This is a genomic window from Microbacterium sp. SL75, assembly GCF_026625865.1.
In the GTDB taxonomy this organism is placed as follows: domain Bacteria; phylum Actinomycetota; class Actinomycetes; order Actinomycetales; family Microbacteriaceae; genus Microbacterium.
Genome location: NZ_CP113067.1, coordinates 185,556 through 208,932, shown reverse-complemented (window position 1 = coordinate 208,932; position 23,377 = coordinate 185,556). Strand labels below are relative to the sequence as shown.

Sequence of the window (23,377 nt, the reverse complement as noted above, 5' to 3'; positions counted from 1 at the left end):
TCCGCCGCGCTTTCCGCGCACTCATCCAGCGAGGTGTCCATGCCCACCGGCAAGGTCAGGTTCTACGACGACGAGAAGGGCTTCGGCTTCATCGTCACCGATGACGGCCAGGACGTGTTCCTGCACGCAACCGCCCTGCCCGCCGGAGCCCCCGGACCGAAGGCCGGGACGCGCCTCGAATTCGGGGTCGCCGATGGAAAGCGCGGTCTGCAGGCGCTGTCGGTGCGCGTTCTCGATGCTCCCGTGAGCCTGTCGAAGCGCTCGCGCAAGCCCGCCGACGACATGGCGATCATCGTCGAAGACCTCGTCAAGCTGCTCGACGGTATCGGAGGGGACCTGCGACGCGGTCGCTACCCCAACGCTCCGCACGCGCAGAAGATCGCCGCGGTCCTGCGCAAGGTCGCCGATGACTTCGAAGCCTGAGCAGCCCGTCGATGAGCGCCTGACCGGCGCCCACGACCTCGCGCTCGCCGCCCTGCACGAGATCACCCCGGCCGACACCGTCGGCCCCGCAGCCGGATACACCGCGGAGGAAGGCGGAGCGGTCTCGCTGCGCTTCCACACCCGGCTCGCGGGCTACCCGGGCTGGTTCTGGACGGTCACCGTGGCCGTCGTGGACGGCTCCGAGCCGACCGTGCTCGAGGTGGAACTGCTGCCCGGCGACGGCGCTCTGTTGGCCCCCGACTGGGTGCCGTGGGCGACTCGTCTGGCGGAGTACCAGGCGGCCCAGGTCGCTGCGGTCGTCGAGGACGACGACACCGACGAAGACGAGCCGGACGATGACGAGCCGGACGACGACGATGAGGACGACGAAGACGACGACGAGCCGAAGGCGCGCTTCCACGCGGGAGACCTCGACGGCGTCGACATCGACGAGTTCGACGGCGCGGACGACGATGTCGACTCGGACGAAGATGTCGACTCGGACGACGAAGACTCCGATGACGACGACTACGACGAGGGCGATCGCAGCTACTGACCGCCGCTCATGACGAAGGCCGTCCCGCTGGTGCGGGACGGCCTTCGTTCTTGTCAGCTCAAGCCTGCGGCAGGCGCTCGATCGTATAGTCGATCGCGCCGATGAGGCGGCGCACATCCTCGGGCTCGATCGAGACGAAGGTCGCGATGCGCAGCTGGTTGCGGCCGAGCTTCCGGTACGGCTCGGTGTCGACGATGCCGTTCGCGCGCAGGCTCTTGGCGATCGCCGCGGCGTCGATGCTGTCGTCGAAGTCGATCGTGACGACCACGGGGGAGCGGTCGGCGGGATCCTTCACGAAGGGAGTCGCCACCGCGCTCGCATCGGCCCACTCGTAGAGAGCGCCGGACGATTCGGCGGTTCGGGCGCCGGCCCACGAGAGGCCGCCGTTGTCGAGGATCCATCCGAGCTGGTCGTCGAGGAGCAGGAGCGTCGCGAGAGCAGGGGTGTTGAGCGTCTGCTCGAGACGCGAGTTGTCGAGCGCGTTCTTCAGGCTGAGGAACTCGGGGATGTAGCGGCCGGATGCCGCGATCCGCTCGATCCGCTCGATGGCGGCGGGCGAGACAGCGGCGTACCAGAGCCCTCCGTCGGAGCCGAGGTTCTTCTGGGGCGCGAAGTAGTAGACGTCCGCCTGTGCCACATCGAAGTCGATGCCTCCCGCGGCGCTGGTCGCGTCGATGACGGTGAGGGCTCCGGCATCCGCCTCCACGCGCCGGATCGGGGCGGCCACCCCCGTCGAGGTCTCGTTGTGCGGCCAGGCGTAGACGTCGACGCCGGCGACGGCCTCGGCCGCCGAGCGCGTACCGGGCTCGACCTTGCGCACGTCGGGTGCCTGCAGCCACGGGGCGGCGGCCGCCGAGGCGAACTTGCCGCCGAACTCACCGAAGACGAGGTTCTGGCTGCGGTTCTCGATGAGCCCGAACGCGGCGGCATCCCAGAAGGCCGTCGACCCGCCGTTGCCGAGGATGATCTCGTACCCCTCGGGCAGACGGAACAGCTGCGACAGGCGCTCGCGCGTGGTGGCGACGAGGTTCTTCACCGGTGCCTGGCGGTGCGAGGTTCCGAGGATCGACGCACCGCGGGTGACGAGGGCCTCGAGCTGCGCACCGCGCACCTTCGAGGGGCCGCACCCGAAGCGACCGTCGGCGGGCAGGAGATCGGCGGGCAGTTCCACGTGCGACATGGCACCGATTCTAGGGTCACCCTCGGACGCCGCCCGCGCTCATGTCGGAGGGGGTCGGTAGGCTGGGAGGACTTGCCGCGCGAGATCGAGGACACCCGAATGACCGACCTGATCGACACCACCGAGATGTATCTGCGTACGATCCTCGAACTCGAAGAGGAAAAGATCGTGCCGCTGCGCGCGCGCATCTCCGAGCGCCTGGGGCATTCGGGACCCACCGTCTCTCAGACGGTCGGTCGCATGGAGCGCGACGGTCTCGTGGTCGTGTCGGAAGACCGCCGCCTCGAGCTGACGGACTCCGGCCGTCAGAAGGCCGTCGACGTCATGCGCAAGCACCGGCTCGCCGAGCGTCTGCTCAGCGACGTCATCGGTCTCGACTGGGCGTACGTGCACGATGAGGCCTGCCGTTGGGAGCACGTGATGAGCGAGCAGGTGGAGCGTCGGCTCGTCGAGCTCCTCGGCCACCCCACCGAGTCGCCGTACGGCAACCCGATCCCGGGTCTCGATCAGCTCGGCGACGCAGCGAGCGCCACCTTCGACGACGGAGTGATCGGTCTGGTCCGCAAGCTGACGGATGCGGGCGCCCCCATCACGGGTACGGTTCGCCGGCTCGCCGAGCCCGCTCAGGTCGATCCCGAGCTGCTGCAGCAGCTCAAGGCTGCCGGCGTCCTGCCGGGCGCCCGCGGTGACTACCGCTTCAACGAGGGATACGTCCTCATCCAGATGGACGGCGTCGACGAGGGGCTCGAACTGCCCGTCGAGGTGGCCTCGCACATCTTCCTGGTCGCCGAGGACTGAGCTCGGCCGCTTTCCGCAAGGTCGGGCCGAGCATCGCCTGGGAGCGGTTACCGGAGCGTGACTTGTTCGTTATCTTCGGGTAGCCTCAGAAAGTCCACAGGTGAGAAGCCCGCCGTCGGACCCCTCGCGGTTTGCCTCATCGGCTCGTCGTCCGCGCAGGGCCCAGCCCGCACATCGTGCCCCGTATTCGAGTGCTGACGAGCCAGCGTCCCCGAAGACGCAGAGGCGCCGGAGGAACTTTGGCTGAACACAACGAGCCCGCAGCGGACCTACCCGAAGGCACCGCGACGGAACCCACCCGCAAGAGCACTCGTGCCGCGGTGACCCGACCGACGAGCCGCGCTCTGCAGACCGCGCCCCTCACGACTGCTCCGGTTGTTCGCCCCACCCCCGCTCGAGGCGCATCGTCGCCTCGCCGTGTCGGCAAACCGCTGCGCAGCGCGGTGATCCTCTCGATGGTCGCCGGCCTCGTCGCGACCGTCGCGATCCCCGCCTACGCCGCGACCATGCCGGCCGCCGAGACCATGACGTTGCAAGAGATGTCGGCTGCCGACAACCAGTCGCTGGTCGTGGCGTCCGACGCCGCCGCTGAGACCCTCGACCGCAGCAGCTACTCGGCCACCACGGCTGACGAGATCCAGAAGAAGAAGGATCAAGAGGCAGCAGCCGCCGCCGCCGCCGAGCGCGCCCGCCAGCTCGCCGCCAACGCCTCGAAGGCGTCGACCTCGGTGAGCTCCATCGACCTCAACATGACCGCACCCGGATCGGGCGAGGTGCGCTGGCCCCTCACGAGCTACACCCTCGGTCGTGGTCTGTGGGATTCCGGCTATCACCAGGGTGTCGACCTGCTCGCTCCCGGCGGTCAGCCCATCTTCGCCGCCGCCGGTGGAGTCGTCAGCGTCTCGCAGGAGAGCTACGGCGGATACGGTGTCGCGATCGTGATCGAGCACGTAATCAACGGCCAGAAGGTATCGACCACGTACGGCCACATGACCTACGGCAGCCGTCAGGTGCAGGCCGGCCAGACCGTCGCCCCCGGTCAGCTCATCGGCCTGGTCGGGTCGACGGGCAGCTCGACCGCCAATCACCTCCACTTCGAGGTGCACATCAACGGCTCGGTCGTCGATCCTTACGCCTGGCTGCAGCAGAACGCCGGCTGATTCTTCTGACGGGGCGGCGTGGCGGAGGACATCGTTCTCCGACACGCCGCTTTCCGTTTGCCCCCTCGGCCGACCCCGGGCGTGTCGTGGTGGGTTAGCCTGTCACCGACGTCGGAAGAACCGAAGGGACCAGCCGATGAACACCAGCCCGCGCATCCGCACCATGGATGCGCTCGGGCTGCTCGTTCTTCGGCATCGTGTGATCGGATGCCGCGGCCCCGCCGCGACTTCTCAGGCGCTGTCTGTCTAGGCAGCGCCTTTTTCATACCCTTTCGGGCCTGCCGTCGTCGCGAGTCGAACATCCGAGAAGCCGTCTCGGCCATTCGAGAGGACGAGAAATGCGCACACTGGTGCTGAACGCGGGCTACGAGCCCCTCGCGGTCGTGTCCTTCAAGCGAGCCCTCGTGCTCGTCATGAACGACAAGGCCACGGTCATCGAGAGCGTCGACGAGGACCCGGTCTGGGCCGCCCGCGGAACCTACGATCGTCCGGCGGTGATCATTCTGACGCGTTATGTGCGGGTGCCGGGTGCCCGCCAGGTCCCGGTCACCCGTCGCGGGGTCCTGCGCCGCGACGCGCACCGCTGCGGGTACTGCGGTAAAGCGGCGTCGACGATCGATCACGTGCTTCCCCGTTCGCGGGGCGGCAAGGACACGTGGGAGAACCTCGTGGCCTGTTGTCTGCTCTGCAACAACGTCAAGGGCGATCGCACTCCGCAGGAGATGCGCTGGGAGCTGCGGTTGGTGCCGGCGCCCCCGCGGGGTTCGTCGTGGACCGTGCGAGGTGTGGACAAGAGCGACCCGCGCTGGGAGCCGTATCTGGCGCTTGCGGCCTGAGCCCGGCACCGGCGTCCCTCGTGGGTGCGTCGAAGAACGTCAACTCGGCGTTCTACGGCGATCCCGATCTGCACGCGTGGCTGCGCGAGCGCGGCATCCGGGAGCTGGTGATCTGCGGCATACAGACGAACATGTGCGTCGAGACGACGGCACGCATGGCCGGCAACCTCGGCTACGACGTGACGGTGGTGCTGGATGCCACGCGCACCTTCGACCTGAGCGGAGAGATCGCGGGGCTCGGGACGGTGACCCGTACGGCGGTCGAGCTCATGGCGAATACCGCCGTCGTGCTGCAGCAGGGAGGGTTCGCGCGGATCGCCGCGACGGCCGATCTGGTCTGAGGCGACGCCCGTGCGGGGTCGTCATCGGTGGGATGCCGGGGGTCGGCGTGCCCGTTCGGCCGCAAGGCCGGGGCTTTCTGTGCAATGTCGGAGGTCGATCGTATCTTCGACCCACAGGGATTGAGGTCATCGAACAGATGTTCTAACCTGTGGGAGTGAGGGCGATCGTGAGAGACCAGGTACAGGCCGTACCCGATATCCATGCGTTGCGCGATCGCCTCGAGCGCATGCAGGGGCGCCGCATGGACGCCCCCGTTCTGCCGACGCACCCGGCGTTCTCGCCGTTGCTGCCCGGTGGGGGTCTGCGATCGGGGTCGGCGTACGCGCTGGCCCGATCGGCCTCTCTTCTGCTGGCGCTCATGGCCCGTCCCTCCCAAGAGGGGGCCTGGTGCGGGGTGATCGGCATGCCCGAGCTCGGCGCCGAGGCTGCTGAGAAGTACGGTCTCGATCTCGACCGTCTCGTCTTCATCCCCGATCCGGGCCCCCGGTGGTTGGCCGTGACGGCGACGATCACCGAGGTGCTCCCCATGGTGGCCGTGCGCCCTCCCTCGGGGTCGACGGCCGCGCGCGGGGGCGCAGAGACCACGCGATTGGCCGCGCGTCTGCGCGATCGCGGGTCGGTGCTGCTCGTGCAGGGAGCCTGGCCCCAGGCCGAAGCCGTGATCGATGTCGCCGACCCCCGGTGGTCGGGGCTCGGCACGGGGCACGGGTACCTCGCCGGTCGAGAGCTGACCGTATCGGTGACCAGCCGTCGCTCGCCGAACGCCAGGCGCGCCCGCATGCTGCTGCCCGCGGCCGACGGGTCGATCGAGCTGCTGGGTGCTCCGGCCGAACGTCTGATCCCGCGCGAGCGCGATGCGTTTCCTGTGCGGGCGGTGGGGTGATGCGGGCCCCGACGCGCAGCCTCGTGCTGTGGTTCCCCGACTGGCCCATCACGGCGTTCGTGAGCGAGGCCGTCAGTCCTCCTCAACCGGATGCCGCGGTGGCGGTGTTCGCCCACAACATCGTCGTCGCGTGTTCGTGGGCGGCGCGGGCGCAGGGTGTACGCCGCGGGCAGAAACGGCGTGACGCGCAGGCGCTGTGCCCCGGGCTGCAGGTGGTGCCGGCCGACCCGGTGCGGGATGCGCGGGCGTTCGCCCCGGTGGTCGCCCGGATCGAGGAGCGCGCTCCCGGGGTTCAGGTCGTGCGGCCGGGGCTCTGCGCTCTTCGAGCGCGGGGACCTGCGCGGTACTACGGCGGTGAGCTCCAGGCCGCTCGCATGCTGATCCGTCAGCTCGACGACGACGGGCTCGCCGGAGTGCGTGCGAGTGTCGCCGACGGGGTGTTCACCGCCGAGCAAGCGGCCCGGACGGCGGCTGTCGAAGATCCCGTCCGTATCGTGGAGCCCGGTGGGGCCGGAGCCTTCCTCGCGCCCCTCTCGATCGCGACCCTCGAAGACGACGAGTTCGGCAGCCTGCTGTCGCGGTTGGGCGTGCATACCCTCGGTGAGCTGGCGGGGCTGCAGGTCGAGCGGGTGCGGGAGCGGTTCGGCGAGAGGGGCGTGCGCCTGCATGCGCTCGCCGGAGGGCTCGACTCCCAACCGGTCGAGCCGCGCACGCCCCCACCCGAGCTGCACCGCGACGTCGCGTTCGAACCTCCGCTCGAGCTCGCCGACCAGATCGCATTCGGCATGCGCGTGGCCGCCGAGGAGTTCATCGCCCAGCTCGGTGCGCACGACCTCGTCTGCACGGAGCTGCGGGTCGTGCTCTCGGGGGAGCGGGGCGAGCGCAGCGAGCGCGTATGGCTGCACCCCGGCTCGTTCGACGCCGCCGGGGTGGTCGACCGCGTGCGTTGGCAGCTCGCCGAAGATGCCCAGGGCATCTTCGGCAGCGGTGTCGCGGGCGTGCACATCGAGCCCGAGGCCGTCGACGCCGCAGCGCACCACGCCAAGGGGCTGTTCGGGGCCGGACCCGACGAGCGTGTGCACCACGCGCTCTCGCGCGTGCAGGCCATGCTCGGACACCGCGCAGTCGTGACCCCGACGATCGGCGGCGGGCGCTGGCTCGCCGAGCGCCAGGTGCTCGTGCCGTGGGGCGATCGTGCGGTCACCGACAAGGTGCGGACGCGGCCGTGGCCCGGTAGCCTCCCCGACCCCCTGCCCGCCACCGTCTACCCCGAACCGCGTCTGGTGGGAGTCACCGACATCGCGGGGGCTCCGGTCACGGTGGGCGAGCGCGACGTCTTGAGCGCTCCGCCCGCCGTTCTCGAGACCGCGGGGCAGCGACGCCGCATCAGCGAGTGGGCGGGCCCCTGGCCGATCAGCGAGCGGGGGTGGGACGCCTTGCGCGCGCGCAAGGCGCACCGGTTCCAGGTGGTGGACGCCGATGGGGCTGCGTGGCTCCTGGTGGTCGAAGAGGGCGAGTGGCGAGCGGAGGGGCGGTATGACTGAGAACCGACCCGACTCCGTCCTCGGGGTGAGGGCGCGCTGATGGGGTGGACCAATCCTCCCGTGAAGTGGTCGGAGCTCGAGCGCCTGCTCAGCGACGCCCGCCGTCCTACCAGCGCCCCGCCGAACGGTGACGGCGGCGACAGCCCGGCGTGGTCGCACAAGCGCGGCGCCTACGTACCGCCCTCGATCGAGCGACCGGCCGACACCGTGCCCTATGCCGAACTGCACGCGCACTCGTCGTACTCGTTCCTCGACGGTGCGTCCTCTCCCGAAGAGCTCGTCGAAGAGGCCGAGCGACTGGGCCTGCACGCTCTTGCTCTGACGGACCACGACGGCTTCTACGGGATCGTGCGATTCGCCGAGGCGGCCGAGCAGCGGGCGGTGCACACCGTCTTCGGTGCGGAGCTCTCGCTCGGGCTCACCGGTCCCCAGAACGGTGAAGCCGACCCGATGGGTTCGCACCTCCTCGTCCTCGCCCGTCAGGAAGAGGGGTACCACCGTCTCGCCGCGGCCATCACCCACGCCCAGCTCACCGGTGCCGAGAAAGGGCGACCGGTCTACGACCTCGAGGACCTCGCCGAGCGCGCCGGAGGACCGAGTGACCCGCAGTGGGCGGTGCTGACCGGATGCCGAAAGGGGGCGGTGCGTCAGGCTCTCGCCTTCGAGGGTCCGACCGGAGCCGCGCGTGAGCTCGACACCCTCGTCGCCCTGTTCGGCGCGGAGGCCGTCTACGTCGAACTGACGGATCACGGCGACCCGCTCGACTCCCGCCGCAACGATGTACTCGCCGGCCTCGCCGCCGACCGGGGTCTGCCGATCCTCGCCACCAACAACGTGCACTACGCCGCTCCGCAGAAAGAGCTGCTCGCGGCCGCCGTCGCCGCGGTGCGGGCCAATCGCGGGCTCGACGAGTTGGACGGCTGGCTCCCGGCTCACGCCGGGGCGCACCTGCGCTCGGGGGTCGAGATGGCCGCGCGGTTCCGGCGGTATCCCGGAGCGGTGGCCCGCACGGTCGAGCTCGCCGACGAGATCGCCTTTCCGCTACGTCGGGCCAAGCCCGCGCTGCCGCAGCAGAAGGTCCCCGAGGGGCACACGCCGATGTCGTGGTTGCGCCACCTGGTATGGGAGGCCGCCCCACGGAAGTACCCGAACCTGTCCGACGACGACCGGCGCCGCATCGAGCGCGAACTGGGTGTCATCGAGATGAAGGACTTCCCGGGCTACTTCCTCATCGTCTACGGCATCGTCGCCGAGGCGCGTCGGCGCGGCATCCTCTGCCAGGGGCGCGGTTCGGCGGCCAATAGCGCCGTCTGCTATCTGCTCGACATCACTGCGGTCGACTCGATCTTCTACAAGCTCCCGTTCGAGCGGTTCCTGTCGAGCCTGCGCGACGAAGAGCCCGACATCGACGTCGACTTCGACTCCGACCGCCGCGAAGAGATCATCCAGTGGGTCTACGAGGAGTACGGGCGCGAGCGGGCTGCACAGGTGGCGAACGTCATCCAGTACCGGCCGAAGAACGCCGTGCGCGACATGGCGCGGGCGCTCGGCCACTCTCCGGGGCAGCAGGATGCCTGGTCGAAGCAGGTCGAGCGGTGGGGTGCAACGCTCGAGACCGGGGCCGATCACGACATCCCCGACCAGGTCATCGAGTTCGCGTCGGAGCTGCTGAAGGCGCCGCGACACCTCGGCATCCACTCGGGCGGCATGGTGCTCACCGACCGCCCGGTGGGAGAGGTCGTTCCCATCGAACACGCGCGTATGGAGAACCGCACGGTGATCCAGTGGGACAAAGACGACGCCGCGTGGATGGGGCTGGTCAAATTCGACCTGCTGGGCCTCGGCATGCTCGCGGCTCTGCAGTACTGCTTCGACCTCATCCGCGGGGCGACGGGCGAGGACTGGGAGTTGTCGACGCTGCCCAAGGAAGAGAAGGCGGTCTACGACATGTTGTGCCGCGCCGACTCGATCGGGGTGTTCCAGGTGGAGTCGCGCGCGCAGATGGGCTTGCTGCCCAGACTCCAGCCGCGCAAGTTCTACGACCTGGTGGTGCAGATCGCCCTCATCCGCCCCGGTCCCATCCAGGGTGGGGCCGTGCACCCGTTCGTGCGGCGCAAGCTCGGGCAGGAAGAGATCACCTACGTCCACCCCAAGCTCGAACCGGTGCTCGCGCGGACGATGGGGGTGCCGGTGTTCCAAGAGCAGCTGATGCAGATGGCCGTCGCCATCGGCAACTGCTCCGCCGAAGACGCCGACCTGCTCCGCCGGGCCATGGGCTCCAAGCGCGGGCTCGAGCGCATCGATTCCCTGCGCGAGACGCTGTACGCGGGTATGGCCGAGAACGGCCTGGTGGGGCAGGTCGCCGACGAGTTGTACGCCAAGATCCAGGCGTTCGCCAATTTCGGTTTCGCGGAGTCGCACTCGCTGTCGTTCGCGCTGTTGGTCTACGCCAGTTCTTGGATCAAGCTGCACTACCCGGCGGCGTTCCTCGCGGGTCTCCTGCGCGCGCAGCCCATGGGGTTCTACTCACCCGCCACGCTCACCGCCGACGCCCGACGGCACGGGGTGCAGGTGCGTCGACCAGACCTGCTGCGCTCGGGGGTCGAAGCGACCCTCGAGGGAATCGGCGACACACCGGATCATGCCGTCACCGGGCAGGCGGATGCCGCGGGCTCAGGAGCAGACGAGAAATCGGCAGCCTGCCCGGGGAGGCGCGCGCCGACAGGGCTCGATGCGTGCGCGCACGCGGTTCAGTCGCCGACGGGGGAGTTCGACCCCTCCGAAGCCGACGAGAGTCCCGCCCATCGCCGTGACGGGGGGTTCGCCGTGCGTCTCGGTCTGGCGGGGGTCACCGGCATCGGGGTCAAGGTCGCCGAGCGCATCGTCACCGAGCGAGACACCAACGGGGACTACCGAGACCTGCGCGACCTCGTGCGCCGTACGGGGCTGGTGACGGCTCAGCTCGAGGCCCTCGCCACGGCCGGGGCATTCGAGTGCCTCGGGCACACACGGCGCGAGGCGATCTGGCTGTCGGGTTCGGCCGCTCTGGATCGCCCGGAGTTCCTTCCCGACTCGCTGGTGGCCGTACAGCCGCCGTTGTTCACCGATCCGTCGAGCTACGAGATCCTCGCGTCCGACCTGTGGGCGACGGGGCTGTCGGCCGACGACCATCCGCTCACCCACTTCCGTGCCGCGCTCGACGCCCGCGGCGTGCTGACCTCGAGCGAACTGCGCACCTTCGAGACCAATCGGCGGATCGAGGTGGCGGGGCTCGTCACTCACCGGCAGCGGCCGGCCACGGCCTCCGGGATCACGTTCCTCAACCTCGAAGACGAGCACGGTTTGATGAACATCATCTGCTCGGTCGGCGTCTGGAACAGGTACCGCCGGGTCGCCCGCGAATCCCCCGCCCTGATCGTGCGGGGGGTGCTCGAGCGCTCGGTCGAGGGAGTGACGAACGTGGTCGCCGACGGGTTCACCGATCTTCGGGTGGGCGTGGCCCACTCGTCGCGAGACTTCCGATGACGTCGGACGTCATCACTAGACTCGGGCCATCTCGCCCGGTTCCGCACCTGACAGGGGAAACGACATGACTGACACTCCCACTCCGCCCGACGGCTGGTATCCCGACCCCGCGGGAGGCGGCGGTCTGCGCCGCTGGAACGGCACGAGCTGGACCGATGAGGTGCGCTCCGCCGCCGGTGACCAGGCAGTGCCGAACGAGTCGGTGCACGACGCCTCTTCGTCGAATGCCCCGGTCGACGCCTCCGGCCAGGACACGCCCGGCCGTGACGGCTCACACGACGCCTCTTCGTCGAACGCTTCTGTCGACGCCTCCGGCCAGGATGCGCCCGGCGGTGACGGCTTACACGACGACGACGCCGCCTCGCTCACCGCGTCCGAGCCCGTCGCCCACCCGCCGCATGAGGGCGCAACGCTCGACCGCGCGCCGCATGCGCCGAACGACTCCGCAACCTCGACCCCCGCGGGTGCTGGATACACCGCGGCCAGCGCGGGTGTTCCGCCGGTGACACCGCCCGTTGCTCCGTCCGCGGCGCCGGCGTACACGTCGGCTCCTGCTTTCCCCAGTGTCCCGTCGTACCCCGCCGCTCCGGCGTACGGTGCGGCCGCCGCCGCAGGCGCAGACTACGGCGCGGCCCCGGGCTACCCGAGCGCACCCCCGGTCGCCTACGACACCGCCGCGCCCCGCCGCGACATCAAGACCAACACCGTGTGGATATGGCTGATGGTCTTCCTGCCGGTGCTCAGTCTGCTCGGCGTGGTCATCTTCGACTGGTCGTCGTACTTCCGCGACGCCTTCTACGCCGGTGTGTACTCGTACGATTCCGGCCCCGCGTCGATGGCAGGCACCAACGCGGCGACCACGCTGATCGCCGTGGTGTCGTCCGTGGTGAGCCTGGTGGTCTCCGCGCTCACGGTGCTGTTCGCCTTCCTCGACTGGCGTCAGCTGCGCGCCCGTGGCGTCGATCGCCCGTTCCACTGGGCTTTCAGCTTCTTCGTGCTGGCGATCGGCTCGGGCCTGGTCTACATCATCGGGCGCGGTGTCATCCTGCGTCGCCGCACCGGTTCCGGCCTCGCCCCGATCTGGGCGTCCATCGCCGTCAACGTCGCCGTGATCATCGCGTTCATCGTCTGGATCATCGTGCTGATCTCACAGCTGACGACCATGATCAGCGAGTTCTCCAGCAGTTACGGCTACTGACACGAGGGGGTGCCGTCGGTCGATTCGGCGGCGCCCTCTTCCCTCTTTTCGATGATGACGCTGCGTGACGTTGTGTTGCCCTCCGCGTCAGCGTCGCCCGAGGCATCCCGTGGCCGACATACGGTCCTCTCACCGACGCCCGATGTCGGTTCCACCGGAGAGGCCACGCATGTCCACACCATCCATCGCCCAGCAGGTCGACGACTTCAACGTCGGCTTCGAATCACAGATCGGCGATCGCCTCGCCACGGTCTTCTCCGACGAGCAGAGCGACCTCCGCGCAGCCGGTGTGCCGACCGGTGCCCTCGGCGAGGGTGACGCGGCTCCCGACGCCGACCTGGTGACCGCCGACGGCGCGACGATCACGTTTTCGTCCGTCCTCGGCGGTACGGCAACCGTCGTCGTCTTCTACCGAGGCGCGTGGTGTCCGTACTGCAACATCACGCTGCGCACCTACCAGCAGAGCCTTCTGCCGACGCTCGAGGAGCGCGGCGCGCAGCTCGTCGCGATCTCGCCCCAGACCGCCGACGGCACCGCGCAGAGCCAGAGCAACGGCTCCCTCGGCTTCGCGGTTCTCTCCGACCCTGGTAACGTCCTGGCCGACCGGTTCGGCATCGTCACCGAACCGAGCGCGCACGCCCAGGAGGCGCACACGGAGCTCGGATTCGCCGTCTCGGACAGCAACGCCGACGCGACGGCGCGCGTGCCCTTCCCTTCGGTCTACGTGATCGATCGGGCCGGACGCATCCGCTTCGCAGATGTCCACGTCGACTACACCTCGCGAACGGAGGTCGCCGACATCGTCGGGGCCGTCGACCGTCTCGAAGAGAGCTGATCGGTGCCGACCGCCGGGGCGCCCCGCCTCGGTGGTCGGCTCGAGGCTCCTCGGATCAGCGGCCTCGCGCCACCAGAATCGCGTCGAGCACCGCGTGAGCGGTGTCGTCCTTCGAACCCGACACCGTCGAGATGACCTCGCCGGCGGCGTCGACGATCATGAGCTCGTTGTCGGACGCCTCGAACCCGCGAGTCCACCCCACGGCGTTCGCGGCCAGAAGATCGACGCCCTTCCGCGCGGCCTTGGTTCGGGCGCGCTCGAGAAGCTCGGCGTCGTCGGCGACCGTCTCAGCGGCGAACGCCACGATCGTCTGCCCCGCTGGGCGAGCGGCCACGAGCCCCGCGACGATGTCCCGGTTCTCCCGCAGCTCGAGGGAGAGTCCGCCGGGGGAGTCCTGTTTGCGGAGCTTGTGCTCCGACACCGCGGCGACGGAGTAGTCGGCGACCGCCGCGGCCATGACGATGACGTCGGCGTCGGGTGCCACGGCATCCATCGCCTGTCCGAGTTCGTCGGCGGTGCCGGCGGCGATCACCTCGACGCGAGGATCGGGACGGGTATCGGCGTCGAGGTGCGCGGCGACCAGGGTCACACGGGCGCCTCGGTCGGCGGCGGCCCGCGCGATCGCCACGCCCTGTCGTCCGCTCGAGCGGTTGCCGAGGAAGCGAACGGGGTCGATGGGCTCGCGGGTGCCCCCGGCGCTCACGACGATCGAGACTCCCTCGAAGTCGCGCGCTCGTTGCACCAGGGCAAGGGCTGCGGCCGCGATCTCTTCGGGCTCCGACATGCGTCCGGGGCCCGAGTCGCCGCCGGTGAGCACGCCGTCGGTCGGGCCGACCACGTGCACGCCGCGAGAGCGCAGGACGTCCATGTTGTGGACGGTGGCCGGATGCCGCCACATCTCGGTGTGCATCGCGGGGGCGACGACCACCGGTGCGGTCGTGGCGAGAAGGGTCGTGCCGAGCAGGTCGGAGGCCAATCCCGCCGTCATCGCGGCCAGGGTGTTCGCGGTGGCGGGAGCCACGATCACCAGATCCGCGGACTGGCCCAGGGCGACGTGACGGACGCGCGCGACGTCGTCGTGCACCGAGGTCGTGACCGGGTTGCGGCTGAGCGACTCCCACGTCGGCAGGCCGACGAAGCGCAGCGCGTCCTCGGTGGGGATGACGTGCACGTCATGCCCCGCCTTGACGAGCAGGCGCACGAGGCTCACGGTCTTGTAGGCGGCGATGCCCCCGGTCACTCCCACGACGACGAACATCGTCCCAGTCTTCCAGGTCGGCATCCGCGGCGGGGCGGAGTGCCGAGAACAGGGGAGCCGACGGGAACAGGGGTTTCCGCACCGAACGGCCTGTTCTCGTGCCGCTGCCTGTTCTTGTGACGGTGTCGGGTCGCCTCCACGGCCCACCCGACGTTCGTTCGGCACGGGTAGCGTTGTCGGAATGTGCACCGTCGTGATCGACGTCCCCACCGCTCCCGGCGAACCCGTGCGGGTGCTCGCCGTCCGCGACGAGGACCGCGATCGCCCCTGGCGCGGCATCGGACCCTGGTGGCCCGAGCGCGACGGCGTCGTGGGCGTGCGAGACGACCGCGCCGGCGGTGCCTGGCTCGCAGTCGATCCGACCGCTCGGCGGCTGGCGGTGCTGCTCAATCGCGAGGATCTCTCCGACCGCCGCGACGATGAGGTCGTCAGCCGAGGCAGCGTTCCCCTCGACGCGGTGGGGGCCGGCATCCCGAACCGTCCCGCCACCCGCGGCTTCAATCTCGTGGAGGTGGATGCCACGGGCGCGCACCTCGTGGAGTGGGACGGCGTCGTCTCGCGTCGCACGGCGCTGACCCCCGGCACGCACATGGTCGCCCATCACGCCGTCGACGACCCGGGCACCCCGCGGATCGCGCGCTGGCTGGGCGCCTTTCGCGAGGCCGGCCTGGCGAACGGATCGGACTGGTGGATGCCCTGGCTCGGTGTGATCGAGAAGTCGACGCGCGAGCCCGAGGCGTCGGTCCTGCGCCGAGACGCCCACGACGGGCTCGTGCTCGAGTCGCTTCTGGTCTGTGTCGCGAGCATCGGCCCCGAGGGAGTGGACCTGCGCGAAGGGACGCTCGCGGAGCCGGGGCGGTGGGACGAGGGCCTCGTCGACGCTCTGCGCGATCGCATCCCCCTCGCGCGTCCGCCCCGAACCGCTCGCGGTGAAGCGCCGCAGTAAGCTGGGAAGATCCCGCCTCCGTAGCTCAGGGGATAGAGCGCCGCACTCCTAACGCGGGCGTCGCAGGTTCGAATCCTGTCGGGGGCACTTCGGGCGGACGCTCTCGTCAGGCTCCTGTTCATCGCCGTGCTCGCCCTGAGGCGGCCCTGTGCCGCCGGGTCACGACGCCCAGCGTGCGAGATGATCGTGCTGGTCCCGCCCGAGACGCGGTCGTGTGTACGCGGCGCCGTGGACGCGGACGAGGTGGTGTTCGACGAAGGCCCGAAGCATCTTGACCGTGACCCCCAGCTCTTCGGCGACCTCGCCGGGACTCAGCCCGATCGATTCGAGCCGGGCGTAGTGCGCGGGATCGACGAGCAGGGCGGCAGCGTACGCGTCGGCCGCGGCTTCTGCGGCGGGATCGTCGCGCCCTTGGTGCGCGTGGAACGCATGACCGAGTTCGTGCGCGAGGACGCACGCGCGTTCGATGGGAGTGAGGCCGAAGTCGTAGACGACTCGGCGCCGCTCGTGATCGTAGAACCCTCGATACGGTTCGGGAAGGTGGGCGACGTGGACGGTGACGCCGAGGTGCGCCGCGTGGGCGAGGAGCTGCCGCATGATCTCCCTGTCAGTCGGTGGTCGTCCGCTCGTCGGTGTTGGCGGCGTCGCGGAGACCGGGCGCGGTGCGACCGATGTAGGTCACGTTGTCTTCGTCGTCGACGATAGGGGAGGCCTCCGACATCGACTCGAGTAGCATCTGGAGCCCGTCCTGCGCGCCGCCGCCGCCGCTGTAGTCGACCAGTGCCATGCCCACGATCTCGGTCGTCGGCACCTGCAGGACCGCGGCGATTCGCTCGAGTTCCGAGACGGACGTCTCGTTCACGCCGTCTTCGCGCCGCTTGAGATTCGACAGGGCGATCCCGGTGCGTCGAGCGAGGGTTTCGCGCGTCATGCCCCGCCGCGTGCGTGAGGCCCGGATGGCGGTGCCGAGATACGCGTCGAAGGGGTGGGGCGTCTTCTTCTGCCGGACCATGCCGTTCAGCCTAGGGGAGTAGGTGTGCGCAAATGGGCTCCTCGCGAGGTTGAAGTGTTCGCATTCAGTCTGTTAGTGTCCAAATATGGATACCAGCGCTTCGCGACCTGCGGATCGGGCCTCTCCGGCCGAGGATCCTCGGGGTGCGGACCTGCCGAACCCCGGCGTCGACGAGGTGTCGGTGCGGGAGTATCTCGTCGCCGGCGGCCGCCAGGGCCTGACCGTCGAGGAGATGTTCCCCACCTGATCTCGTCTTCACCGAACACACCGCGCTGGCTCCTTTTCCTGGCGTGGAACCGTATCTTCGCACCTGACCACCGTTCGTATCCCCCGCTCTCGAACCGACCACTTCTTCTGCCCGAGACTCGACGATCCAGTGAGATCCGACGTCGACGTGCATAACGGCTCAATCGAGGGGGGCCATGGTTCGTTGGAGCACGCTGGTCGAGTCGGCATCGTTCGATCAGCTCGGCACACTCGATGCGAGCGACATCTCCGATCACGCCAACCTGCTGGCAGAACGTCGCCTTCGCCCGCGCGATCTGTACCGGCGCTGGGAGGAACAGCAGTGGTCGGCGGACGCCGTTCGTCTCGATCGTGATCGCGACACGTTTCAGACCCGCCTGCCGCGCACGCTGAGGCGTCAGCTCGAAGCCACGATCTCGACGTTCATCGTCGGCGAGTACACGGGGCTCGACCTGCTCGCGCCCGTCCAGCTCGGTGCGCCCGATGAAGAGGATCTGATCTTCCTCGGCACCCAGGTCGCCGACGAAGCCCGTCACGCACGCCTGATGTTCCGCGTCGGTCACGAAGTGCTGGGGTATGACCCCGACCCGACGATCATGCTGCGGCAGGCCTGGGAACTGGCGGAGCAAGAGCACCGGGATCTCGCGCTCCTCGAAGGCGAGATCATGCGGGCGAGTGTCGCGAATCCCCGCGACTACGAGAAGTGGCTGCGGTGCGTCACCCTCTTCCACCTCGTGACCGAAGGCGTCCTCGCGGTGAGCGGTCAGCGCTCGATCGTGCGTGCCCTGGGGAAGACCGACCTGCTCCCCGGCATCCGCTCCGCCTTCGCGGCGATGTGTCGAGACGAGTCACGCCACATCAGCTTCGGTCTGCACGCGCTGCGGACGGGCATCCGAGAGGGCCACGCCGAGGCGATCTACGACGTGCTCGAGAGGGCCATGCCGCTCGCGCTCGTCCTCACCGACCGGCTGCAGCCCACCTCGGCCTTCCTCGCGGCGGACTCCCACGAGGCGCGCGCCGCGACGCAGACCGGCGTCGACTCGTTCCTGCGGGGTATGCGGTGGATCGGAGCCGACCCCGCTTTCACCCGCCACGTGGTCGACCGGGCACGGGTGGTCGCGCCCGAACGCATCGAGGGCCGGCACGTACGAGAGCACACCGGGCGCGTCGCCGCCCCGATCGAGAGGAACCCCTCATGACCCCCGACGACGTCATCGCAGGGCTTCGCGCCTTTCTCGCCGACATGCTCGACCTCGCGCCGGAGTCGATCCGGCCGGAGAGCACCCTCTTCGACGATCTGGATGTCGATTCACTGTCGGTCCTGGAACTCGCCGTCTTCTCGGAAGAGACCTACGACGTCGATCTCGAGCCCCTCCTGCGCGAAGCGCACACGGCGGGTAACCGCGCCGAGGTGACTCTGGCGTGGCTCGCGGATCGGATCGTCGCCGCCCGCAGCCCCGCGCCCTCGCAACCCGAGGCGGCGTCATGAACCATCGAGTCGCCCGCGCGACCCCGCGTCGCCCGCGACCCGCACTGCGACCACGGAAAGGAGGTGACGACATGCAGGCGATCCTCAACCTCCAGAAGCTCGAGGCGGCCACCGACGTCTCGGCCATGGCCGCGAGCACGGTCAGCAATCACTGCGTCCGCTGAGCACGACAGCGCGCTCGAAGGCGATCCACGGAAAGGAGGGGAACATGTCGATCCTCGATCTGCAGAAGCTGGAGACGGCTCGAGAGACCGCCGACGGCTTCGCCGCGGTGAGCAGCATCAGCACCCACTGCTTCTGATCGCACCGTGATGGGGCGGGTGCGTGCACCCGCCCCGGTCGTCGGAACCGCCGTTTGGTGGGGGAGTGACCTCTCCCACCAAACGTGCGACCTCGCTCATTTGTGGAAGACACGGAGAACGAAATGACTCACAACGAGGATGACGTGAAGACCTGGGTCGCCGAGTGGCGCCTGTGGGGCGGAGTCTCCATCGTCGTGCTGCTCGTCTGGGGTGCGTGGTGCCTCATGCGCGGGAGCTTCGACACCTTCTGGCCCCTCGGTGCGATCGTCGTGTGGGCCGGGGTCCTCCTCTCGGCCCCGCTCTGGCCCTCTCGGCGTAAGCCCGACACCTCGGACGACGCCTCCCGACCGAATCCGGAGGGCCGTCGCGATGTCTGAGCGGATCGTGGTCACGGGGATGGGGGTCGTGACGCCGATCGGATCCACCGTCGCGACGTTCTGGTCGGCGCTTCTCTCAGGACACTGCGGCGTTCGCGACATCGACGGATTCGAGGTGAGCGACCTCGGAACGCGTTTCGCGGGTCAGGTCGACGACGCCGACTACCACCCCCTCGTGCCGGCCAAGGTCAGACGACGTGTGGACCGGTTCGTGGCGATGGCCCTCGCCGCAGCCGTTCAGGCGGCCGGGCAGAGCGGACTCGATGAGAAGGTCGACCCCGCGCGCCTCGGAGTCTGCGTCGGCACGTCTGCCGGTCCCCTTGCGACGAATGCGGAGGCGAGCGCGGCACTTGCCGTCGGCGGTGCGCACGAGCTGCGGCGTCGGTTGCCCTACCTGGCCGCCAGCGGATCGATGGGCGGCGCGGCCGCCGAGATCGCGAGAGCCCTCGACGCCCGGGGACCGTCTCTGACCGTCTCCACCGAGTGCTCCAGCGGAGCCAACGCCATAGGGCTGGCGACGGCCCTGCTGCGGGCACGGGTCGCCGACGTGATGGTCTGCGGCGCGTCCGACGCCACGGTCACCCGGCTCTCGATGGCGAGCATGTCGATCGTCGGCGCGCTCTCGGAGCGAAACGACGCCCCGTCCCGGGCCTGCCGTCCCTTCGACGCCGACCGCGATGGATTCGTGCTGGGCGAGGGGAGCGCGATGCTCGTTCTCGAGACGGAGACCCACGCCCGTCGGCGAGGGGTGCAGCCGCTCGCCGAGGTCCTCGGATTCGGCGCCGCCACCGACATCGCTCACGCGACCGCCCCCGATGCCGACGGACGGGGCGCCGTCGCAGCGATGCACGCGGCCCTGGTCGACGCGGATCTCGAGAGCGCCTCGATCGATCTCTTCAGCGCGCACGCGACCGGTACCCGCCTGAACGATCCGGTCGAGCTCGACGCGTTCCGCGCCGTCTTCGCCGACGACGCCCCCTCCATCCCCATCTACGGAATCAAGCCGCTCACCGGTCACACGGTCGCCGCGGCCGGCGCGATCGAGGCCGTCGCGCTCATCCTTTCGCTGCGCGAGGGCGTCGTTCCCGCCACCGCCAACTGCGACGATCCCATCGATCGCGAGCTGGACATCGTCCGCGGCGAGAACCGCCGGATCACCGCTCGACGCGGAATGTCGACATCGTTCGGATTCGGTGGGCAGTGCGCAGCTCTGGTGCTGGCGGCATCCTCCGGCCTCGACGATACGGGCGCGACGTCATCGAGGGGCGGGGGCGTCGCATGAGGGATCTCCGGGTCTCGTTGCGCGCGGCCGGTGCGGGAGATGCCGGGACGATCGCGAAGCTGGCCGATCGCAACACCGCGGGCTCGCGGGCCGGCATCCGCGACGCGTCCGCGGTCGACGCCGAGGCCATCGCGGCGACCATCGTCGACGGCGCGGTGCACTACGTCATCGTCTCCACCCGGAGCGGAGAAGACATCGGCTTCGCGGAGTGGCGGTGGGTCGGTCAGCGTGCGGCGCGCAACATCTCGCTCGGGGTGATCATCAGCGATGCGTCCCTGTGGTTCCAGGGCTACGGCGCCGAGGCCATCGACGCCGTGATCGAGGAGTCCTTCTACACCCACGACGCCAACCGGGTCGAGTTCATCACCGCGATGTCGAACGTGCCGATGGTCAACATGCTCGCGCGTCGCGGCGGACCGGTGCTGGATGGCATCCTGCGCGAGTACTACTACATCGACGGCCGCCGTGAAGACGCCCTGGTATGGAGCATTCTGCGCGCAGAGTTCGACGAGTTCGGCGTCGACCTGCCGGATCGCGTGAAGCGCCGGAGCGACCGCGATGAGTCGGTCGAACGCTCCCGCGCGCGGATGGCCGCATATGTCGCATCGCCGGAGGCGACGGCGGTGGGGATCATGTCCGCCTCGGCCGAGGCGTCGCGATGAGCGCGCTCCGTCAGGCGCGGCGCGCCAATCTCGACCTCTTCCTGCTGGCGGATCACCTGCATTTCGAGGATCCCTTCCGGATGGATGCCCGCGGCGATGAGAGGATGCGCCCCTACGAGGTCGTCCTCCCCGACGGATGGTCCCACGGCACGGCGCGGGAGTGGAACACCGCGTTCCCCGTCTGCTGGCAGGGGCCGGCGCAGGGCTGGAAGATCCACGTCGCGGCGATTCCCCGCACGGCGCGAGCCGTTCTCGATGCCGTGGTCGAGCACTGCGTCCCACGCGGTGTCGCTTTCAAGTACCTGCGCTCGGAGCTGGTGCTGCTGGTCTGCGGGGCGAAGTACGCCTCGCGCAGCGCGAGCGGCAAGTTCGTCACCATCTACCCCCGCGACGAGGGCGAGCTCTTCGCTGCTCTGGACGCCCTCCAGGAGCGGATCGGCGGCCTGGCGGGACCGACCATTCTGAGCGACCTGCGCTGGCAGGAGGGGCCTCTGCACGTGCGATACGGCGGCTTCGTCGAACGCTGGTGCGACGACGAGGAGGGGCACCGCGTGCATGCCATCGAGGCGCCCGACGGCTCGCTCGTGCCCGACCAGCGGCGACCGTACGTGGTCATCCCGGAGTGGGTCGACGTGCCCGGTCGTCTCCGCCTCGCGGAGGAGGGCAGGGCGGAGCTCGCGGAGTGCGAGTACACCTTCGATGAGGCCCTGCACTTCTCGAACGCGGGCGGGGTGTACCGGGGCCGCCGGCGCTCGGATGGTCTGCCGGTCGTGCTGAAAGAGGCGCGACCGAACGCGGGCCTCGACGGATTCGGAACGGATGCCGTGGAGCGACTGGAACGGGAGTATCAGGCGCACATCGCGCTGGACGGGCTCCACGGCGTGCCCGCGCTGATCGACCGGTTCCAGCTGGGTGGGCACGTCTTCCTGGTGTCGGCGTACTCCGACGCCGATACGTTGCAGCACTGGGTGGCCGTTCATCACCCCGGCGTGCGCGCGGGATTTCCGGCGGACGGTGCGGCCGTGGCGGTCTACCGGGAGCGGGCGCTCGGAATCCTGCGCTCGCTGACGGCCTGCGTCGGTGCTCTTCATGCGAGCAGCTGGGCCCACGGCGACCTGCACCCCGGGAACGTGCTGGTCGACGCGCACGGACGGCTGAGCATCGTCGACTTCGAGCTGGCGGCCGCCGCCGGGTCGAGCGTGCCGGTCGGACTGGGCTGTCCGGGGTTCGCTCGGCCGAGGCGGGGCCGCGACGAGCCGACGGGCGTCGACGACGACCATTACGCCCTGGGCGCCCTCGCGCTCTGGCTGTTCCTCCCCATTGCGATCGTGCTCGCTTTCGATCCTGCGCGGGCCGGTCAGCACATCGCATGGGCGCAGGACACCTTCGATCTGCCTTCGCACTGGCGCGACCTCGTCGAGCGCAGCTACGGTCTTTCGGCGCCGTCCGTTCCGCTCGAGCCTCTCGGCCCCGCGTCGCTCGTGCAGGCGGTCCGGGCGTCTGCGACCCCGGACAGAGCGGATCGGCTCTTCCCCGGCGACGTGCTGCTGTACCTCGAGAACGGCCGGCAATTCGCTGCCGGGGCCGCGGGCGTCCTGTGGAGCCTGCATCAGCTCGGCGAAGACGTGCCCGAGGCGTGGGTCGACTGGCTCGCGAGCGGTGCGCGCGGGATCGCCGATCCGGGCCTGCTGAGCGGACAGGCCGGAATGGCGCTCGCCCTCGGCGCTCGCGGCCGCGTCGAGGAGGCGCGGGCTCTCCTGGCCGAAGCAGCGGAGCGGATCTCGACCTCCGACGACGCGACGCTCTACAGCGGCCGAGCGGGGGTCGGTCTCGCGTTGATCGATGCGGGCGCGGAGGGGATCGACACCGCCGCCCGACTCGCAGACGGGATCCTCGACCGGCGCGTCGCCGCCGCAGGAACGGTTACCGGCGCCGCGGCGGGCTTGGTCGACGGTTGGTCGGGTGTCGCCGTGTTCCTCACTGCACTCGCCGAGGCGACGGGCGACCACCGCTACCTCGATCAGGCGCAGCGGTGCCTTGCACGAGACCTACTCGTGTGTTCTGCCGGGCCCGACGGCGCACTGCTCGTCGAGGAACGTGGCGTGCTCTACCCCTATCTCGCACACGGTTCTGCCGGTATCGCGGTAGCCGGCGCCCGCCTGGCACGCGCCGGCCGTGACGCGCTCACCGCTTCGCAGGTCGAGGGTCTGGTCCGCGCGCTCAGCCCCACGATCGTCATCGAGCCCGGGGTCTTCGACGGTCGGGCGGGCCTGATGATCGCGCTCGATCAGCTGCAGCGCGCGGGCGTGGCCGACACCCGAGCGCCTATCGACATGCACGCGCGCGCACTCGACTGGCACGGCGTCGCCTACCGCGACGGAGTCGGAGTGCTCGGTCGCGGACTGTCTCGCGTCTCGATGGACTACGCGACCGGCGCCGCCGGGGTCGCGGCCGTGCTCTCATCGGTGGCGACCGGGCGCCCCGCGTTCCCCGGTCTCGATCTTCCGCGAGCGGGAGGCTGAG

Annotated in this window: 25 protein-coding genes and 1 tRNA gene; 22 read left to right on the top strand and 4 right to left on the bottom strand. The window is 69.7% G+C overall.

Going from position 1 to position 23,377, the window contains the following annotated elements; translation table 11 throughout:
* The first annotated feature begins 39 nt into the window (after window positions 1-39).
* Together OVA17_RS00925 and OVA17_RS00920 are read left to right on the top strand one after the other, a co-directional pair.
* Entirely contained in the window at window positions 40-423 is a 384-nt protein-coding gene (locus OVA17_RS00925) for a cold-shock protein (protein ID WP_210073787.1), read from the top strand.
* Window positions 407-979 (top strand): DUF3027 domain-containing protein, encoded by a 573-nt coding sequence (locus tag OVA17_RS00920; protein ID WP_267787613.1) that lies wholly within the window; start codon window positions 407-409, stop codon window positions 977-979. Before OVA17_RS00925 ends, OVA17_RS00920 begins: the two co-directional genes overlap by 17 nt.
* A gap of 58 nt (window positions 980-1,037) precedes the next feature.
* Here the strand turns inward: OVA17_RS00920 and serC are convergent, their stop codons facing one another.
* The gene (gene serC, locus OVA17_RS00915; RefSeq protein WP_267787612.1) at window positions 1,038-2,159 is read right to left on the bottom strand and encodes a phosphoserine transaminase; all 1,122 of its coding nucleotides are present in this window, start codon (window positions 2,157-2,159) and stop codon (window positions 1,038-1,040) included.
* Between the two features lie 99 nt (window positions 2,160-2,258).
* Between serC and OVA17_RS00910 the strand changes: the two genes are divergently transcribed.
* From OVA17_RS00910 to OVA17_RS00870, 9 genes are all read left to right on the top strand, one after another.
* A complete protein-coding gene (locus OVA17_RS00910) occupies window positions 2,259-2,957 on the top strand; it encodes a metal-dependent transcriptional regulator (protein WP_210073793.1) in 699 nt (232 codons plus the stop codon).
* A gap of 443 nt (window positions 2,958-3,400) precedes the next feature.
* Entirely contained in the window at window positions 3,401-4,117 is a 717-nt protein-coding gene (locus OVA17_RS00905; RefSeq protein ID WP_267787611.1) for a M23 family metallopeptidase, read from the top strand.
* A 338-nt stretch (window positions 4,118-4,455) separates the two neighbouring features.
* Window positions 4,456-4,953 (top strand): HNH endonuclease, encoded by a 498-nt coding sequence (locus OVA17_RS00900; protein ID WP_267787610.1) that lies wholly within the window; start codon window positions 4,456-4,458, stop codon window positions 4,951-4,953.
* Window positions 4,954-4,973: 20 nt separating this feature from the next.
* A complete protein-coding gene (locus tag OVA17_RS00895; RefSeq protein WP_267787609.1) occupies window positions 4,974-5,294 on the top strand; it encodes an isochorismatase family protein in 321 nt (106 codons plus the stop codon).
* Between the two features lie 167 nt (window positions 5,295-5,461).
* On the top strand, window positions 5,462-6,178 hold the full coding sequence (locus OVA17_RS00890) for a hypothetical protein (RefSeq protein ID WP_420712432.1): 717 nt from the start codon (window positions 5,462-5,464) through the stop codon (window positions 6,176-6,178).
* On the top strand, window positions 6,178-7,722 hold the full coding sequence (locus OVA17_RS00885; protein ID WP_267787608.1) for a DNA polymerase Y family protein: 1,545 nt from the start codon (window positions 6,178-6,180) through the stop codon (window positions 7,720-7,722). Before OVA17_RS00890 ends, OVA17_RS00885 begins: the two co-directional genes overlap by 1 nt.
* A 39-nt stretch (window positions 7,723-7,761) precedes the next feature.
* Entirely contained in the window at window positions 7,762-11,247 is a 3,486-nt protein-coding gene (locus tag OVA17_RS00880; RefSeq protein ID WP_267787607.1) for an error-prone DNA polymerase, read from the top strand.
* Window positions 11,248-11,311: 64 nt separating this feature from the next.
* Window positions 11,312-12,445: a DUF2510 domain-containing protein gene (locus tag OVA17_RS00875; protein WP_267787606.1), complete on the top strand. Its 1,134-nt coding sequence runs from the start codon at window positions 11,312-11,314 to the stop codon at window positions 12,443-12,445.
* A gap of 169 nt (window positions 12,446-12,614) precedes the next feature.
* Entirely contained in the window at window positions 12,615-13,280 is a 666-nt protein-coding gene (locus OVA17_RS00870; RefSeq protein ID WP_267787605.1) for a peroxiredoxin-like family protein, read from the top strand.
* A gap of 55 nt (window positions 13,281-13,335) precedes the next feature.
* Here OVA17_RS00870 and coaBC read toward each other — a convergent pair whose 3' ends face one another.
* Window positions 13,336-14,538, bottom strand: coding sequence for a bifunctional phosphopantothenoylcysteine decarboxylase/phosphopantothenate--cysteine ligase CoaBC (coaBC, locus tag OVA17_RS00865; protein ID WP_267787604.1), 1,203 nt, complete (start codon window positions 14,536-14,538; stop codon window positions 13,336-13,338).
* A 181-nt stretch (window positions 14,539-14,719) separates the two neighbouring features.
* Between coaBC and OVA17_RS00860 the strand changes: the two genes are divergently transcribed.
* Both OVA17_RS00860 and OVA17_RS00855 read left to right on the top strand, forming a co-directional pair.
* Entirely contained in the window at window positions 14,720-15,484 is a 765-nt protein-coding gene (locus OVA17_RS00860) for an NRDE family protein (protein WP_267787603.1), read from the top strand.
* 14 nt (window positions 15,485-15,498) lie between these two features.
* Window positions 15,499-15,571, top strand: a tRNA-Arg gene (locus OVA17_RS00855).
* A 72-nt stretch (window positions 15,572-15,643) separates the two neighbouring features.
* On the opposite strand, the gene OVA17_RS00850 is transcribed toward OVA17_RS00855, so the two are convergent.
* Both OVA17_RS00850 and OVA17_RS00845 read right to left on the bottom strand, forming a co-directional pair.
* Window positions 15,644-16,081 carry an ImmA/IrrE family metallo-endopeptidase gene (locus OVA17_RS00850; RefSeq protein ID WP_267787602.1) on the bottom strand — a complete coding sequence of 146 codons (438 nt, stop codon included), beginning with the start codon at window positions 16,079-16,081 and terminating at the stop codon, window positions 15,644-15,646.
* A 10-nt stretch (window positions 16,082-16,091) separates the two neighbouring features.
* Window positions 16,092-16,496 (bottom strand): helix-turn-helix domain-containing protein, encoded by a 405-nt coding sequence (locus OVA17_RS00845; protein ID WP_267787601.1) that lies wholly within the window; start codon window positions 16,494-16,496, stop codon window positions 16,092-16,094.
* An 85-nt stretch (window positions 16,497-16,581) separates the two neighbouring features.
* Here OVA17_RS00845 and OVA17_RS00840 point away from each other — a divergent pair, with 85 nt between their 5' ends.
* From OVA17_RS00840 to lanKC, 9 genes are all read left to right on the top strand, one after another.
* Window positions 16,582-16,743 carry a hypothetical protein gene (locus OVA17_RS00840; protein WP_267787600.1) on the top strand — a complete coding sequence of 54 codons (162 nt, stop codon included), beginning with the start codon at window positions 16,582-16,584 and terminating at the stop codon, window positions 16,741-16,743.
* Between the two features lie 175 nt (window positions 16,744-16,918).
* The gene (locus OVA17_RS00835) at window positions 16,919-17,941 is read left to right on the top strand and encodes a ribonucleotide-diphosphate reductase subunit beta (RefSeq protein WP_267787599.1); all 1,023 of its coding nucleotides are present in this window, start codon (window positions 16,919-16,921) and stop codon (window positions 17,939-17,941) included.
* Complete coding sequence (locus OVA17_RS00830) at window positions 17,938-18,231, top strand: acyl carrier protein (protein WP_267787598.1); 294 nt, start codon at window positions 17,938-17,940, stop codon at window positions 18,229-18,231. The genes OVA17_RS00835 and OVA17_RS00830 overlap by 4 nt, the downstream gene beginning before the upstream one ends.
* Before the next feature lie 71 nt (window positions 18,232-18,302).
* The gene (locus tag OVA17_RS00825; protein ID WP_210073824.1) at window positions 18,303-18,395 is read left to right on the top strand and encodes a class III lanthipeptide; all 93 of its coding nucleotides are present in this window, start codon (window positions 18,303-18,305) and stop codon (window positions 18,393-18,395) included.
* Window positions 18,396-18,439: 44 nt separating this feature from the next.
* Entirely contained in the window at window positions 18,440-18,532 is a 93-nt protein-coding gene (locus OVA17_RS00820) for a class III lanthipeptide (protein WP_210073826.1), read from the top strand.
* Between the two features lie 123 nt (window positions 18,533-18,655).
* Window positions 18,656-18,910, top strand: a complete 255-nt coding sequence (locus tag OVA17_RS00815) for a hypothetical protein (RefSeq protein ID WP_267787597.1) — start codon at window positions 18,656-18,658, stop codon at window positions 18,908-18,910.
* Window positions 18,903-20,192 (top strand): beta-ketoacyl-[acyl-carrier-protein] synthase family protein, encoded by a 1,290-nt coding sequence (locus OVA17_RS00810; protein WP_267787596.1) that lies wholly within the window; start codon window positions 18,903-18,905, stop codon window positions 20,190-20,192. The genes OVA17_RS00815 and OVA17_RS00810 overlap by 8 nt, the downstream gene beginning before the upstream one ends.
* Window positions 20,189-20,854 (top strand): GNAT family N-acetyltransferase, encoded by a 666-nt coding sequence (locus tag OVA17_RS00805; protein WP_267787595.1) that lies wholly within the window; start codon window positions 20,189-20,191, stop codon window positions 20,852-20,854. Before OVA17_RS00810 ends, OVA17_RS00805 begins: the two co-directional genes overlap by 4 nt.
* Window positions 20,851-23,376, top strand: coding sequence for a class III lanthionine synthetase LanKC (lanKC, locus tag OVA17_RS00800; protein WP_267787594.1), 2,526 nt, complete (start codon window positions 20,851-20,853; stop codon window positions 23,374-23,376). The genes OVA17_RS00805 and lanKC overlap by 4 nt, the downstream gene beginning before the upstream one ends.
* Window position 23,377 lies beyond the last annotated feature (1 nt).

What these genes read in the sequence shown, in the direction of transcription:
- OVA17_RS00925 (WP_210073787.1), top strand. Translation starts at nt 40, where the DNA reads ATGCCCACCGGCAAGGTCAGGTTCTACGACGACGAGAAGGGCTTCGGC.
- OVA17_RS00920 (WP_267787613.1), top strand. Translation starts at nt 407, where the DNA reads ATGACTTCGAAGCCTGAGCAGCCCGTCGATGAGCGCCTGACCGGCGCC.
- serC (WP_267787612.1), bottom strand. Translation starts at nt 2,159, where the DNA reads ATGTCGCACGTGGAACTGCCCGCCGATCTCCTGCCCGCCGACGGTCGC.
- OVA17_RS00910 (WP_210073793.1), top strand. Translation starts at nt 2,259, where the DNA reads ATGACCGACCTGATCGACACCACCGAGATGTATCTGCGTACGATCCTC.
- OVA17_RS00900 (WP_267787610.1), top strand. Translation starts at nt 4,456, where the DNA reads ATGCGCACACTGGTGCTGAACGCGGGCTACGAGCCCCTCGCGGTCGTG.
- OVA17_RS00885 (WP_267787608.1), top strand. Translation starts at nt 6,178, where the DNA reads ATGCGGGCCCCGACGCGCAGCCTCGTGCTGTGGTTCCCCGACTGGCCC.
- OVA17_RS00880 (WP_267787607.1), top strand. Translation starts at nt 7,762, where the DNA reads ATGGGGTGGACCAATCCTCCCGTGAAGTGGTCGGAGCTCGAGCGCCTG.
- OVA17_RS00875 (WP_267787606.1), top strand. Translation starts at nt 11,312, where the DNA reads ATGACTGACACTCCCACTCCGCCCGACGGCTGGTATCCCGACCCCGCG.
- OVA17_RS00870 (WP_267787605.1), top strand. Translation starts at nt 12,615, where the DNA reads ATGTCCACACCATCCATCGCCCAGCAGGTCGACGACTTCAACGTCGGC.
- coaBC (WP_267787604.1), bottom strand. Translation starts at nt 14,538, where the DNA reads ATGTTCGTCGTCGTGGGAGTGACCGGGGGCATCGCCGCCTACAAGACC.
- OVA17_RS00860 (WP_267787603.1), top strand. Translation starts at nt 14,720, where the DNA reads ATGTGCACCGTCGTGATCGACGTCCCCACCGCTCCCGGCGAACCCGTG.
- OVA17_RS00850 (WP_267787602.1), bottom strand. Translation starts at nt 16,081, where the DNA reads ATGCGGCAGCTCCTCGCCCACGCGGCGCACCTCGGCGTCACCGTCCAC.
- OVA17_RS00845 (WP_267787601.1), bottom strand. Translation starts at nt 16,496, where the DNA reads ATGGTCCGGCAGAAGAAGACGCCCCACCCCTTCGACGCGTATCTCGGC.
- OVA17_RS00840 (WP_267787600.1), top strand. Translation starts at nt 16,582, where the DNA reads ATGGATACCAGCGCTTCGCGACCTGCGGATCGGGCCTCTCCGGCCGAG.
- OVA17_RS00835 (WP_267787599.1), top strand. Translation starts at nt 16,919, where the DNA reads ATGGTTCGTTGGAGCACGCTGGTCGAGTCGGCATCGTTCGATCAGCTC.
- OVA17_RS00830 (WP_267787598.1), top strand. Translation starts at nt 17,938, where the DNA reads ATGACCCCCGACGACGTCATCGCAGGGCTTCGCGCCTTTCTCGCCGAC.
- OVA17_RS00825 (WP_210073824.1), top strand. Translation starts at nt 18,303, where the DNA reads ATGCAGGCGATCCTCAACCTCCAGAAGCTCGAGGCGGCCACCGACGTC.
- OVA17_RS00820 (WP_210073826.1), top strand. Translation starts at nt 18,440, where the DNA reads ATGTCGATCCTCGATCTGCAGAAGCTGGAGACGGCTCGAGAGACCGCC.
- OVA17_RS00815 (WP_267787597.1), top strand. Translation starts at nt 18,656, where the DNA reads ATGACTCACAACGAGGATGACGTGAAGACCTGGGTCGCCGAGTGGCGC.
- OVA17_RS00810 (WP_267787596.1), top strand. Translation starts at nt 18,903, where the DNA reads ATGTCTGAGCGGATCGTGGTCACGGGGATGGGGGTCGTGACGCCGATC.
- OVA17_RS00805 (WP_267787595.1), top strand. Translation starts at nt 20,189, where the DNA reads ATGAGGGATCTCCGGGTCTCGTTGCGCGCGGCCGGTGCGGGAGATGCC.
- lanKC (WP_267787594.1), top strand. Translation starts at nt 20,851, where the DNA reads ATGAGCGCGCTCCGTCAGGCGCGGCGCGCCAATCTCGACCTCTTCCTG.